The 14008-nt window shown below is 30.6% G+C and carries 14 protein-coding genes; 8 read left to right on the top strand and 6 right to left on the bottom strand.

Features of this window, described 5'->3' with window-relative positions; translation table 11 throughout:
• The first annotated feature begins 58 nt into the window (after positions 1–58).
• Together BX611_RS09750 and BX611_RS09745 are read left to right on the top strand one after the other, a co-directional pair.
• Positions 59–2059, top strand: a complete 2001-nt coding sequence (locus BX611_RS09750; RefSeq protein ID WP_115880701.1) for a urocanate hydratase — start codon at positions 59–61, stop codon at positions 2057–2059.
• An 18-nt stretch (positions 2060–2077) separates the two neighbouring features.
• Complete coding sequence (locus BX611_RS09745) at positions 2078–2611, top strand: DUF4136 domain-containing protein (RefSeq protein WP_115880699.1); 534 nt, start codon at positions 2078–2080, stop codon at positions 2609–2611.
• A 78-nt stretch (positions 2612–2689) separates the two neighbouring features.
• Here the strand turns inward: BX611_RS09745 and BX611_RS09740 are convergent, their stop codons facing one another.
• On the bottom strand, positions 2690–4168 hold the full coding sequence (locus BX611_RS09740) for a catalase (protein ID WP_115880697.1): 1479 nt from the start codon (positions 4166–4168) through the stop codon (positions 2690–2692).
• Between the two features lie 190 nt (positions 4169–4358).
• On the opposite strand from BX611_RS09740, the gene BX611_RS15055 reads away from it, so the two are divergent.
• Both BX611_RS15055 and BX611_RS09735 read left to right on the top strand, forming a co-directional pair.
• A complete protein-coding gene (locus BX611_RS15055) occupies positions 4359–4529 on the top strand; it encodes a DUF5522 domain-containing protein (protein ID WP_162880014.1) in 171 nt (56 codons plus the stop codon).
• Positions 4530–4557: 28 nt separating this feature from the next.
• Positions 4558–5259, top strand: a complete 702-nt coding sequence (locus BX611_RS09735) for a DUF4197 domain-containing protein (protein ID WP_115880695.1) — start codon at positions 4558–4560, stop codon at positions 5257–5259.
• A 115-nt stretch (positions 5260–5374) separates the two neighbouring features.
• Here BX611_RS09735 and BX611_RS09730 read toward each other — a convergent pair whose 3' ends face one another.
• Entirely contained in the window at positions 5375–6181 is an 807-nt protein-coding gene (locus tag BX611_RS09730; protein WP_115880693.1) for an ABC transporter substrate-binding protein, read from the bottom strand.
• Positions 6168–6989 (bottom strand): orotidine-5'-phosphate decarboxylase, encoded by an 822-nt coding sequence (pyrF, locus tag BX611_RS09725; RefSeq protein WP_115880691.1) that lies wholly within the window; start codon positions 6987–6989, stop codon positions 6168–6170. The genes BX611_RS09730 and pyrF overlap by 14 nt, the downstream gene beginning before the upstream one ends.
• A gap of 75 nt (positions 6990–7064) precedes the next feature.
• Between pyrF and BX611_RS09720 the strand changes: the two genes are divergently transcribed.
• The 4 genes from BX611_RS09720 (at position 7065) to BX611_RS09705 (ending at position 10233) form a co-directional block, all read left to right on the top strand.
• The gene (locus tag BX611_RS09720; RefSeq protein ID WP_115880688.1) at positions 7065–8141 is read left to right on the top strand and encodes an ABC transporter permease; all 1077 of its coding nucleotides are present in this window, start codon (positions 7065–7067) and stop codon (positions 8139–8141) included.
• A gap of 125 nt (positions 8142–8266) precedes the next feature.
• Positions 8267–9025 carry a triose-phosphate isomerase gene (gene tpiA, locus BX611_RS09715; protein ID WP_115880686.1) on the top strand — a complete coding sequence of 253 codons (759 nt, stop codon included), beginning with the start codon at positions 8267–8269 and terminating at the stop codon, positions 9023–9025.
• An 84-nt stretch (positions 9026–9109) separates the two neighbouring features.
• A complete protein-coding gene (gene prmA / locus BX611_RS09710) occupies positions 9110–9940 on the top strand; it encodes a 50S ribosomal protein L11 methyltransferase (protein WP_181897245.1) in 831 nt (276 codons plus the stop codon).
• Between the two features lie 17 nt (positions 9941–9957).
• Positions 9958–10233 (top strand): ATP-dependent Clp protease adaptor ClpS, encoded by a 276-nt coding sequence (locus BX611_RS09705; protein ID WP_115880684.1) that lies wholly within the window; start codon positions 9958–9960, stop codon positions 10231–10233.
• A 166-nt stretch (positions 10234–10399) separates the two neighbouring features.
• On the opposite strand, the gene BX611_RS09700 is transcribed toward BX611_RS09705, so the two are convergent.
• The 3 genes from BX611_RS09700 to BX611_RS09690 are packed head-to-tail and all read right to left on the bottom strand — an operon-like array spanning position 10400 to position 13913.
• Entirely contained in the window at positions 10400–11941 is a 1542-nt protein-coding gene (locus BX611_RS09700) for an acyl-CoA carboxylase subunit beta (RefSeq protein ID WP_115881916.1), read from the bottom strand.
• 33 nt (positions 11942–11974) lie between these two features.
• Positions 11975–13417, bottom strand: coding sequence for an acetyl-CoA carboxylase biotin carboxylase subunit (accC, locus tag BX611_RS09695; RefSeq protein WP_115881913.1), 1443 nt, complete (start codon positions 13415–13417; stop codon positions 11975–11977).
• Between the two features lie 10 nt (positions 13418–13427).
• On the bottom strand, positions 13428–13913 hold the full coding sequence (locus BX611_RS09690; RefSeq protein ID WP_115880682.1) for an acetyl-CoA carboxylase biotin carboxyl carrier protein subunit: 486 nt from the start codon (positions 13911–13913) through the stop codon (positions 13428–13430).
• Between the last annotated feature and the right edge of the window lie 95 nt (positions 13914–14008).

The raw sequence follows: 14008 nt of genomic DNA, 5'->3' as shown, positions 1-14008 counted from the left end.
TTATCCATAGTTTAGAATTTTAATTTTCGATTAAATTCTAAACTATAAATTCAATATTATGACATTTCAAGAGCAAATAAAACAAGGAATTCCTTCTGAATTACCTTCAGAAAAAACATATAATACAACTATAAATCACGCGCCAAAACGTAAAGATATTTTAACAAAACCTGAAAAGGAATTGGCAATAAAAAATGCTTTACGCTATTTTGAGCCTAAACACCATGTACAGTTAGCAAAAGAATTTGCTGAAGAGTTAAAAGAATATGGTAGAATTTATATGTACCGTTTTCGTCCAGATTACAAAATGTATGCGCGACCAATAAATGAGTATCCGGGAAAATGTGAGCAGGCAAAAGCAATTATGCATATGATTCAAAATAATTTGAATTATGAAGTTGCTCAGCATCCACATGAATTAATTACTTATGGTGGTAACGGAGCTGTTTTTCAAAATTGGGCACAATATTTATTAATGATGCAATATTTAAGTGAAATGACTGAAAATCAAACGTTAGCCGTTTATTCGGGACATCCAATGGGTTTATTTCCTTCACATAAAAACGCACCGAGAGTTGTGGTTACAAACGGTATGATGATTCCTAATTACAGTAAACAGGACGATTGGGAAAAATACAATGCTTTGGGAGTTACCCAATATGGTCAAATGACTGCAGGAAGTTATATGTATATTGGTCCACAAGGAATTGTACATGGAACAACAATTACGGTATTAAATGCCGGGAGAAAAATTGCCAAAAATGAAGAAGATTTATCGGGGAAATTATTTTTGACTTCAGGTTTGGGAGGTATGAGTGGTGCACAACCAAAAGCCGGAAATATAGCAGGTTGTATTACAGTATGTGCCGAAGTGAATCCGAAAATTACAGAGATTCGTTTAACTCAAGGTTGGGTTGATGAAAAAATAACTGATTTAAATGAATTAGTTGAACGCGTTAAAAAAGCAAAAGAAAACAAAGAAATTGTATCAATTGCTTATTTAGGAAATATTGTTGATGTTTGGGAAAAATTTGCAGAAGAAGATTTATATGTTGATTTAGGCTCTGACCAAACATCGTTACATAACCCTTGGGCAGGTGGTTATTACCCTGTTGGAATTTCATTTGAAGATTCTAATAAAATGATGGCTGAAAACCCCGCATTATTCAAGGAAAAAGTGCAAGAAAGTTTAAGAAGACAAACTGATGCAATTAATAAACATACAGCAAAAGGAACTTACTTTTTTGATTATGGAAACGCTTTTTTATTAGAGGCAAGTAGAGCAGGAGCAGCTATTATGGCTGCTAACGGAATAGACTTTAAATATCCGAGTTATGTACAAGATATTATGGGACCCATGTGTTTTGATTATGGTTTTGGTCCATTCCGCTGGGTATGCACTAGTGCAAATCCTACTGATTTAGAGAAAACAGATACCATTGCTTGTGATGTATTGGAGGAAATTAAAAAGCATTCACCAAAAGAAATTCAGCAGCAAATGTCTGATAATATCCAATGGATTAGAGGTGCGCAAGAAAATAAATTAGTAGTTGGTTCGCAAGCTCGGATATTATATGCTGATGCTGAAGGAAGAATAAAAATAGCAGAAGCGTTCAATAATGCAATTAAAAATAATGAAATTTCTGCACCAATTGTACTAGGAAGAGACCATCATGATGTTTCTGGAACTGATTCTCCATACAGAGAAACTTCTAATATTTATGATGGGTCGCAATTTACAGCTGATATGGCAATACAAAATGTAATAGGTGATAGTTTTAGAGGCGCAACTTGGGTATCCATTCATAATGGAGGAGGAGTAGGTTGGGGTGAAGTTATAAATGGTGGTTTTGGTATGGTTCTTGATGGTAGTATAGAAGCAGAAAAGCGATTGAATAGTATGCTTTTTTGGGATGTTAATAATGGGATTGCAAGACGAAATTGGGCAAGAAATAAAGGTTCAATTTTTGCAATTAAAAGAGCAATGCAAGTTGAACCCAAATTGAAAGTAACATTACCAAATTTAGTAGACGATTCTTTATTACAAGATTTATTTTAACAGTAAAATTTTTTTAAAATGAAAGCCATTAAATTACTCCCGTTAGCCTTACTTTTTTTAGTAGCATCTTGCAGCTCGGTTCGAGTTACTTCCGATTATGATACAGCTACAGATTTTTCTAACTATAAAACATTTGCTTTTTATAAAAAAGGGATTGATAAAGTTGAGATTTCGGATTTAGATAAACGTAGAATTTTAAAAGCTGTTGAAACTGAACTGTTAGCTAAAGGTTTTACAAAATCTGAAAACCCTGATTTATTGGTTAATATTTTTACAAAATCTCGTCAAAAAGTTGATGTTTATAATAATAGTTCTATTTATTTCGGATGGCATCCTTGGTATTATGGTCCAAATTATGGAATGCATATTTCAAAATATACGGAAGGCACTTTATTTGTAGATTTAATTGATGCTGAAAAGAAAGAATTAGTTTGGCAAGGAATTGGAAGTGGAGGTTTAACAACTTCTGGTAATGTTGCAAAAAAAGAAGAAAGAATTAAATCATTTGTAGCTGAAATAATGGCAAAATATCCTCCAGGTGCTGAGAAATAAAAAATAATAATTATTCATAAATAAAAAACATTCTGAGAAATCAGAATGTTTTTTATTTATAGTAAGTTTTACCTTAAGTTATTTTAATAATTTAGGATCTATTTCTACACCTAAACCTTTTGCAATTCCCATTCCTAAGTCAACATTTGCTCTAAACCAGTGGCATAATTGTCTATTAATAATTTCATCTTTTTTAGGGCCAGAAATACCACTCATTGCTCCTACAATATTATTAATTGTATTTAATTTTGCTTCTGGAGTCATTATTTTAAATAGGTTTCCTGGCTGTGTAAAATGGTCATCATCATTTTCATTTCTATCAAAATATCCCGCCACGTTACTATCAAGTTCATAAGGAATGCCTTTATAATTGTCATCTTCTATTAATTCATCAAAGCTATTTGGACGATAATTTGGTGCGCTTCCACCGTTGTCATCAAAACGCATTGCACCATCTCTATGGTAATTATTTGTTGCATAAGGGCACTTATTTACAGGAAGTGCATCATAGTTAACTCCTATTCTATATCTGTGAGCATCTGGATATGCTAAAATTCTTCCTTGTAACATTTTATCAGGTGAAAAACCAATTCCATCAACTAAATTAGAAGGAGCAAAAGCAGCTTGTTCAACATGTGCAAAATAATTGTCTGGATTTTCATTTAATTCTAAAATTCCAACATCTTGTAGTGGATATTCTGCATGTGGCCAAACTTTTGTTAAATCGAAAGGATTCCATTTAAAAGATTTAGCTTGTTCATCAGTCATTACCTGAATTTTTAAAGCGTATTTTGGAAAATGTCCGTGTTCTATCGATTTAACTAAATCTCTTTGAGAAAAATCAGGATCTTTTGCTTTCATTTCAGTTGCTTCTGCATCTGTAAAAGTTTTAATTCCTTGCATAGTTTTATAATGAAACTTCACATAAACGCGTTCATTTTTGTCATTTACCAAAGAAAAAGTATGACTTCCGTAACCATTCATAAAACGATATCCCAGAGGAGTACCTCTATCAGACATTAAAATTAAAACCTGGTGTAAACTTTCAGGATTTAAAGACCAATAGTCCCACATCATTGTTGGTGATTTACAATTTGTATAAGGATCTCTTTTTTGAGTATGAATAAAGTCAGGGAATTTTTTAGGATCTTTAATAAAGAAAACAGGTGTGTTATTACCTACTAAATCCCAATTTCCATCTTCAGTATAAAATTTTACAGCAAAACCTCTAGGATCTCTTTCTGTATCAGCAGAACCTTTTTCGCCACCAACTGTAGAAAAACGAACAAATATTTTTGTTTCTTTTCCGATTTTTGAAAATAATTTTGCTCGTGAGAATTTTGAAATATCATGAGTTACTGTAAATTTACCATAAGCACCAGATCCTTTTGCATGAACAATTCTTTCAGGAATACGTTCTCTGTTAAAGTGAGCTAATTTTTCATGTAAAAAGTAATCTTGTAATAAAAGTGGACCTCTAGCGCCTACACTTTGAGTATCTTCATAATGTTTAACGGGAGCACCGGCTGCTGTTGTTACTGTTTTTTTATTTTTCATAATAAGTTTATTTAAAACAAAACTAGACAAAATCAATAAATAATAAAAATCGATTGTTTTTATTTTTAAATAGATAAAAACTATAATATAAATTTCATCCAATAAATGTTATATCAACAATAAATTTAATGTATTTGAAATTAATTTGTGTTAATAAGGTAACATTTAAATTGCTATTTTTGCGAAATCTATGTATAAAAATAATTTTTCAGAATTGGATTCAGATGATTTTTATTTATCTGAAGAAGGGTACAGAGTTTTTACAGAAAAGTACCATTTAAAAAGAGGGTATTGCTGTAAAAATGGTTGTAAACACTGTCCTTTTGGTTTTAATAAAAACACTGGAAAAGTAGAAAAGTGAGAGTAAGATTAACTTAAGAAATTAAAAAATGTTAAAAAGAATACTATTAATTGCTGTAATTTTTCAATTTTCTGCTTGTTCAGAATTGCAACAAGTTATTAACCAATTACCAAATGGAGTTGTTACTAATGATCAAATTGTTGGAGGTTTAAAAGAGGCTTTAAACAATGGGATTACTAATCAGGTTACAAAGTTAGCAGTTGAAGACGGCTTTTTTAAAAACGAGTTAACTCGAATTTTACTTCCTGAAGAATTACAAAAAGTAGATAATGTTTTAAGATCTGTAGGGTTGTCTAAATTAGCTGATGAAGGTTTAAAAGTATTAAATAGGGCTGCTGAAGATGCAGTTGGAGAAGCAATTCCTATTTTTGTTGATGCAATTAAAGGAATGTCGTTTACAGATGCTAAAAATATATTATTAGGCGAAAAAAATGCTGCAACCCAATATTTACAGGCTGCAACTTCTGAAGCGTTGTATCAAAAATTTAATCCGATTATTGCGAATTCATTCCAAAAAGTTGGAGCAGATAAAATCTGGACTGATTTAATTACAAAATACAATGCCTTACCATTAACAAATGATGTAAATCCTGATTTAACAGATTATGTTACTGGCGAAGCTTTAAAAGGTGTTTTTATAATGGTTGAAGTTGAAGAAAAAGAAATTAGAGAAAAAGTTAGCAGTAGAACTTCTGATTTGCTTAAGAAGGTCTTTGCTTTACAAGATTAATAGAAATACTTTAAATTGATAAAAAAAGCCTTCCAAATTAATTTGGAAGGCTTTTTAAGTTTCTTATATTCATACTGAATTTGTTTGAGGTTGACGGTTTTTTCTGACTTAATTTTTAAAAATGGCTTTCTAATTTTGTATGTAATTCTTTAAAATAATCAAAAGCTAAAAGCATTCTTGAACCTGGCCAACTAAACATTTCACCATCTCCAAAAACGGTTATAGATCTGTTAGTAAAAGTTCCAATTTCCAAAGCGTGTTCATCTTTGAACGGAAAAGGTTCTGAAGATAAAATAATTACATCAGGGTCTCCTTCATGTCTAATTTTGTTAATTTCCACTTTTGGGTATCTACTCATATTCTTATAAATGTTTTCAAACTTATTTAGTTGTAACATTTCATTAATATAGGTTTCATTACCTGCAACCATCCAAGGTTTTGCCCAAATAAAATAGGCAACTTTCCTTGTTGGTTTATCTTTTATAAATTGTTTAAAATCATTTAATTTAAATTCGATTTTATGAACCAAATTATCAGCTTCTGTTCTTCGGTTAAATATTGAACCCAATCTTAAAACTAAATCAACGGAATTTTGAATAGTGTTTACATCAGAAAAATAGGTTGGAGCAATTTTTTCTAATTCAGGTAAAAAATCATAGGAATTTTCTTCTTTATTGCCCAAAATAAAATCAGGATTTAAAGCCTTAATTTTTTCGAAATCAACTTTTTTTGTGCCTCCTACTATAGTTTTTGTGGATTTTAAGTGAAAGGGGTGAACGCAAAATTTGGTAATTCCTACTAGTTCATTTTCTAAGGCTAAATCATATAATAACTCAGTTTGTGATGGAACTAAAGAAACAATCCTTTTTGGAGTTTGTTTTAGTGTAATTTCCCTTCCAATCTGATCTTTAACTATTTTCATTTAAAATAATTTCCATTTCTTGTTGTAGTTTTTTTGCTTCTTTTTGAGCTGCTTTCGCGAAATTTTCATTATTTCCAGCGTAAATAATTCCTCTGGAGGAATTTATAAGTAAACCACAATCTTTGTTTAATCCGTATTTACAAACATCTTGTAAATTACCACCTTGAGCACCAACTCCGGGAACTAATAAAAAATGATTTGGTATTATTTTTCTTATTTCCGAAAAATATTCAGCTTTGGTAGCGCCAACTACAAACATTAAATTATTAGAGTTTTTCCAAGTTAATGCAGTTTTTAAAACTCTTTTGTACAACTCTTCATTTTCGGTTTTTAATCCTTGAAAATCTAGGCCACCTTTATTAGAAGTTAATGCTAAAAGAATGGTGTTTTTATTTTCAAATGCTAAAAAAGGTTCTACAGAATCACTTCCCATATATGGTGCAACAGTAACTGAATCAAAATTTAAATCTTCAAAAAAAGCTTTTGCATACATTGTTGATGTGTTCCCAATATCTCCACGTTTAGCATCAGCAATAGTAAATAATTCTGGATAATTTACATTCATATAATTTATTGTTTTTTCTAAAGCTTGCCATCCTTTAATTCCATAAGCTTCATAAAAAGCAGTATTTGGTTTGTAAGCAACAGCCAAATGATGTGTGGCATCAATTATTTGTTTGTTGAATTCGAAAATGGGATCTTTTTCGGCTAATAAATGGGTTGGGATTTTTGATAAATCAACATCTAAACCAATACATAAAAACGATTTTTTTTGTTGAATTTGTGAAATAAGTTCTTGTCTGTTCATAAGTTCAAATAAAGAATTACGCAAAAGTAGTAATTTTAATACTTTAAGTTATATTTGTTTTTTAAATAATAGCTTTTGTTTAATTATATAGTAAATAAAACATTTTACGGAATTCTTACGCTGTTTGGCGTTATTACGGTTATATTTTTTCTTTTTAATGTATTGCCCGGAGATCCTGCACGAATGATGTTAGATCAGAGAGAAGATACAGAGCAACTTCAAAATATTAGAAAAAAATATGGTTTTGATCAGCCAATTACTACTCAATATTTATATTATTTAAATGATTTATCTCCAATTTCAATTCATAGTAAAAATTCAGATAATTATACATTTTTAAATAAAGAAAAATATAGGTTTACAAGTTTATTTAATATTGGTGAAAGTGAGTTGGTTATAAAATATCCTTATTTAAGAAAATCATTTCAAAAGAATGATAAAAATGTTTCAGATGTAATTGCGGAAACACTCCCAAATACCGCAATTCTTGCAGTTTCATCAATAACATTAGCAATACTAATTGGAATACTTTTTGGAATACTTTCAGCATTGTATAAAGATTCATTTTTTGACAGGATTGTATCAATAATTAGCACATTAGGTATGAGTGTTCCTTCGTTTTTTTCAGCGATACTTTTTGCTTGGTTTTTTGGGTTTGTTTTGCATAAATACACAAATTTAAATATGACAGGTAGCTTGTATGAAGTGGATGATTTTGGCGAAAAAATATACATTCAATGGAAAAACTTGATACTTCCTTCAATTGTTTTAGGAATTAGGCCATTGGCAGTAGTAATACAATTAATGCGAAATTCGTTATTGGAAGTTCTAAATCAGGATTATATTAGAACAGCCAAAGCAAAGGGGCTTTCAACGTATAAAATTATTAAAACACATGCGTTAAAAAACGCCTTAAATCCTGTTGTTACGGCAGTGTCTGGATGGTTTGCATCTATGTTAGCTGGTGCAGTTTTTGTTGAGTATATTTTTAACTGGAATGGTTTAGGAAAAGAAATTGTAAACGCGTTAAATACGTTGGATTTACCAATAATAATGGGTAGTGTTTTAGTAATAGCTTCTATGTTTATTTTAATAAATATTTTGGTTGATATTATTTATGGATTATTAGATCCAAGAATTCGTTTAAAATAATGCCTTTTAGTTGAAAATCAATCGAAAACGATTGCGGAAACAGTCCTTTTTTTCAAGCCTTTTTTCAACTTAAAAGTGTAAATTTGTAAGATTAAAAAGAACAAAATAAAGTAAAATATATAATAATGAGAAAACAAATAGTTGCAGGTAACTGGAAAATGAACAAAACTGTTCAAGAGTCAACTCAATTGGCTGATGAAATAGTTAGCAATGTAAAAGATTTAAGTCTAAATAATACAAGAGTAATTATTGCACCAACATTTGTAAATTTGAGTGAAGTAATTAAGGTAACTGAGAGTTCAATTGTTGAAGTTGCTGCTCAAAACATGCACCAAGCAAAAAGTGGCGCATATACTGGAGAAATTTCTGCAGAAATGTTGACATCTTTAGGCTTAAAAACAGTTATTTTAGGGCATTCTGAACGACGTGAATATTTTGGTGAAACGGATGCTATTTTAGCTGAAAAAGTGGATGCAGCTTTGGCAAATGATTTAGAAGTAATTTTCTGTTTTGGAGAGGTTTTAGAAGATAGAAAAGCTGGAAATCATTTTAATGTAGTAGAAAGTCAAATTAAAAATGGATTATTTCATTTAGAAGCTACAGCCTGGAAAAATATTGTTTTAGCATATGAACCAGTTTGGGCAATTGGAACTGGAGAAACAGCTTCACCAGAACAAGCGCAGGAAATGCATGCTTTTATTAGAAAAATTGTTGCAGATAAATACAACCAAGAAGTTGCAGATAATGTTTCAATTTTATACGGAGGAAGTGTAAATCCTGGAAATGCCAAAGAAATATTTTCTAAACAAGATGTTGATGGAGGTTTGATAGGAGGAGCAGCTTTAAAAGCTGATAGTTTTATTTCATTAGTGAAATCATTCTAAAAAATAAATTATAATAATATTAAGATACGGTTATCTTTCAAATTGAAAGGAAACCGTATTTTTGCATTTATAAACAACATATTTATGATAAATTATATTGGTTACACTTTTAAGGTTTCTCCTATGGAACCTGGAAATGAAATTTTAATAGCCCAATTAGGTTTTGCCGGCTTTGAAAGTTTTGTTGAAAATGAAGATGGTGTAACAGCTTATATTCAAGAAAACGATTGGAATGAAGGTATTTTAAATGATATTCAGATTTTAAATTCTGATGAGTTTAAAATTTCTTATGTTGAAGAGGTAATTGAACAAACAAACTGGAATAGTGAATGGGAAAAAAATTTCAATCCAATTCAGGTAGATGATTTAGTAAGTATTAGAGCTCCATTTCACGAAAATCCAAATTTAAAATATGATATTATAATTGAACCAAAAATGAGTTTTGGAACTGGGCACCACGAAACAACTCATATGATGGTACAACATTTATTAGATATGGATATGTCTAATAAAAAGGTTTTAGATATGGGTTGTGGAACTGGAATTTTGGCAATTTTCGCTGAAATGAAAGGAGCAATGCCTATTGATGCAATTGATATTGATAATTGGTGTTATTTAAATTCAATTGAAAATGTTGAGCGTAATAATTGCAAACATATTTCAGTTTTTGAAGGAGATGCCGCTTTATTATTAAACAAAAAATACGATGTAATTATAGCAAATATTAATAGAAATATTTTGTTGAATGATATGGAATCATATATGAATTGTTTAAAAGATGATGGAGTAATTTTATTTAGTGGTTTTTATCAAGAAGACATTCCAGTTATTGATGCGGAAGTTTCTAAATATAATTTTAAAATTGATAAAATTATTGAACGAAATAACTGGGTAGCTTTGAAGTATAATAAATAATTTTTTATTTTAGCAAAATGAGTACTAAAAGAAAAATACAAGAGGAAGTAGAAACATTAGAGGAGGAAACAAATCAATTTGAGATTGTGCTGTTTAACGATGATGTAAACACATTTGATTTTGTTATTGATTCTTTAATTGAAGTTTGTGAACACACTTTAGAACAGGCGGAACAATGTACAATATTAGTGCATTATAAAGGTAAGTGTACTGTTAAAACAGGTGAATATAACGATTTGAAATCGCGTTGTTCAAAATTATTAAATAAAGGATTATCTGCTGAAATAGTTTAAAAAAGTCGATATAAATACCGACTTTTCCAAAGAGTTACTTAACCAAAAAGAACATTATTTAATAAAAAATGAAAAAGATATAACTCTTGTTATTTTAGACGATATTTAAAATAAACCTTACAAAAAATCCCGATTAAATCGGGATTTTTCTTTTTTTAAATAATTACTATAAAGGGATATTTCCGTGTTTTCTTTTTGGAGTGTTTACTTCTTTGCCTTCTAACATTTGAAAAGCTTTAATTAACTTTCTTCTTGTATTTTTAGGATAAATAACTTCATCAATAAAACCACGTCTAGCTGCCCTGTATGGGTCTGCAAATTTAAAAGCATATTCGGCCTCTTTTTCTTTCAATTTTTCTTCAGGATTTTCAGCCGATTTAATTTCATTTTTAAAAATAATTTCAGCAGCACCTTTTGCACCCATAACTGCAATTTCGGCAGTAGGCCAGGCAAAATTCATATCAGCACCTATATGTTTAGAGTTCATAACATCATATGCTCCACCATAAGCTTTGCGTGTAATTACGGTAATTTTAGGAACGGTTGCCTCACTTAGAGCATACAATAATTTAGCTCCATTTTTTATAATACCATTCCATTCTTGATCTGTTCCAGGTAAAAATCCAGGAACATCAACTAATACTAATAAAGGAATGTTAAAGCAATCACAAAAGCGTGTAAACCGGGCTGCTTTTATAGAACTATTTGTGTCTAAACACCCAGCTAATTGCATTGGCTGATTGGCAACAATACCTATACTTCGTCCTGCCAATCTTGAAAAACCTACAATAATATTTTCAGCATAATCTTTTTGAATTTCAAATAAAGAATCTTCATCAATAATTCCCTTAATTACATCATGCATATCATAAGGTTTATGCGCATCTTCAGGAATTAGGTTAATTAAATGAGGTCTTAGTTCTTCTCCTAATTCATAAGGAAATTTTTTAGTAGTTTCTTTATTGTTTTGAGGCATATAACTTAGCAATTTTTTTATATCATCTAAGCATTGGATGTCGTTTGCTGAAGTTAAGTGTGCTACTCCAGATTTTGATGAATGTGTACTTGCTCCACCTAATTCTTCTGCCGTAACTTCTTCATTAGTTACAGTTTTTACAACATTAGGTCCTGTTACAAACATGTAGCTTGTATCTTCAACCATAATAGTGAAATCTGTCATTGCAGGGGAATAAACAGCGCCGCCAGCACAAGGTCCCATAATAGCGGAAAGTTGTGGTATAACTCCTGAAGATTGTACATTTCGATGAAAAATATCCGCATAACCACCTAATGATCTAACACCTTCTTGAATCCGCGCTCCACCAGAATCGTTTAAGCCAATACAAGGTGCACCAACCTTAACGGCCTGATCCATTATTTTACATATTTTTTCAGCATGAGTTTCAGACAAAGCTCCTCCAAAAACGGTGAAATCTTGAGCAAAAACATATACCAATCTTCCTTCAATTGTTCCATAGCCAGTTACAACACCATCACCAAAAAATATTTGATCCTCCATTCCAAAATCAGTTGTTCTGTGCGTAACTAAAACACCCATTTCTTCAAAAGAACCTTCGTCTAATAAATAATTAATTCGTTCACGTGCAGTTAACTTCTTTTTGGCGTGTTGTTTTTTAATTCGTTCTTCACCACCACCTAAATGAGCCAATGCAACTCTTTTATCTAATTTTTCAATTTTTGTATCCATTTGAGTTTCCATGATATCAAATATTTTAAGTGGTTAGTTAATAGGTATTTTAAGCTGTTTTTGATCTTCAAGATATATTTTTAAACCAATTAAGGCTGCTAATTTTGCTTCTTCATTTAGTTCTTCTTTTAGATTTTCAGGTGTGTAATAATTTTTTACAAAATGTGTATCGAAATTACCGGATCTAAAAGCTATATGTTCGCAAACAAACTTTCCGAAAGGAAGTGTTGTAGAAACGCCTTCAATTTTATAGTTATTAATAGCTTCAATCATTTTTTGAATTGCTTCTTCACGTGTTTTTCCATAGGTAATTAATTTAGATAACATTGGGTCGTAATAAATTGGAATATCCATTCCTTCTTCAAAGCCATCATCAACTCTAATTCCCTTACCTACAGGAATCTTATAAGTATTTAAGGTACCTATACTTGGTAAAAAATCGTTCATGGAATCTTCTGCATATACCCGTAATTCAATTGCGTGACCATTAATTTTAAGGTTTTCTTGCTTTAATGTAATAGCTTCGCCACGCGCAATATTAATTTGCTGCTCAACCAAATCTACTCCAGAAATAAGTTCAGTTACAGGATGTTCTACTTGTAACCTCGTATTCATTTCTAAAAAATAGAAATTTAATTTAGTATCAACTAAGAATTCTACGGTACCAGCACCTAAATAATCACAAGATTGAGCCACTTTAATAGCGGCTTGTCCCATTTGCTCTCTTAATTCAGGTGTTAAAATAGATGAAGGTGCTTCTTCAACCACTTTTTGATGACGGCGTTGTATGCTGCATTCTCTTTCAAAAAAGTGAAGTATATTTCCGTGACTATCAGCTAATACTTGAATTTCTATATGGCGTGGTGAAGTTATATATTTTTCGATAAAAACGGAGCCATCTCCAAAGGCTGAAGTTGCTTCACTAATGGCTCGTTCCATTTGCTCTTTAACAGTTGCTTCTTTTTCCACAATTCGCATTCCTTTTCCTCCTCCACCGGCTGCAGCTTTTATTAATATTGGGAAACCTATTTCTTTTGCAATTTCTGCTGCTTCAGTTGGATTTGTTACTGCTCTATCTACTCCAGGAACCATTGGGATATTGTAATCTTTAACAGCATCTTTAGCTGCTAATTTGTCACCCATCATTTTAATTGATTTAGATTTAGGACCAATAAAAATGATATTATTTTTTTCGCATAATTCTGCAAAATTTGCATTTTCACTTAAAAATCCATAACCAGGATGTATTCCATCTACTTGTAACTTTTTAGCTTCCTTAATTATTTTGTCACCTCGCAGGTATGATTTATTTGATGGAGCTTCGCCAATACAAACTGATTCATCTGCAAACCTAACATGTGGAGCATTTCTATCTGCTTTAGAATAAACCGCTACTGTTTTAATCCCCATTTTACGTGCAGTTTTCATAACTCTAATGGCAATTTCTCCTCTATTTGCTATTAATATTTTTTTCATGTTATAATTTTTAAGCCATTTCAATCATAAGTGCTCCCTTTTCAACAGTTCCGCCTTTTTTAATGTTGATAGTTTTTATAAAGCCATCTTTTGGAGCTCCAATAGCATTTTCCATTTTCATTGCTTCCAAAATTAGTAAGGTTTCTCCTTTCACAACTTCTTGACCTTCTTTAACGTTTACGCTTAAAATTAAACCTGGCATTGGAGCCTTAATATCATTTACTTTTTTTGAAGTACCACCCGAAAACCCCATTTGTTTAATGAGTGTATCTAATTGATTATCAATAATTATACTGTAACTGTTAGAGTTAACACTAACAATATAATTTTTGTGATTGAAATCAGATTTTTTAAGATCAATTACGAAAGATTTGTTGTTACTAATCACGTGAAATTTCGTTTTTGATAGCCTTAAAACATCTAATTTTTCAGTATCATACTCTTTTAAATTAAATTCAAAAGAGTCATTAATTTTTACATTAAAAGAGTTTTCCATAATACTTATTATAACTTGAATTGCTAATTCATATTTTTTGTCTTGTAAAGTTTTTCATTTTTAATTAATAAAACGATGATTTAAGTCATTTTTTT

The organism is Lutibacter oceani, assembly GCF_003384935.1.
In the GTDB taxonomy this organism is placed as follows: Bacteria; Bacteroidota; Bacteroidia; order Flavobacteriales; family Flavobacteriaceae; genus Lutibacter; species Lutibacter oceani.
This window is presented reverse-complemented; position numbering and strand designations above follow the sequence as displayed.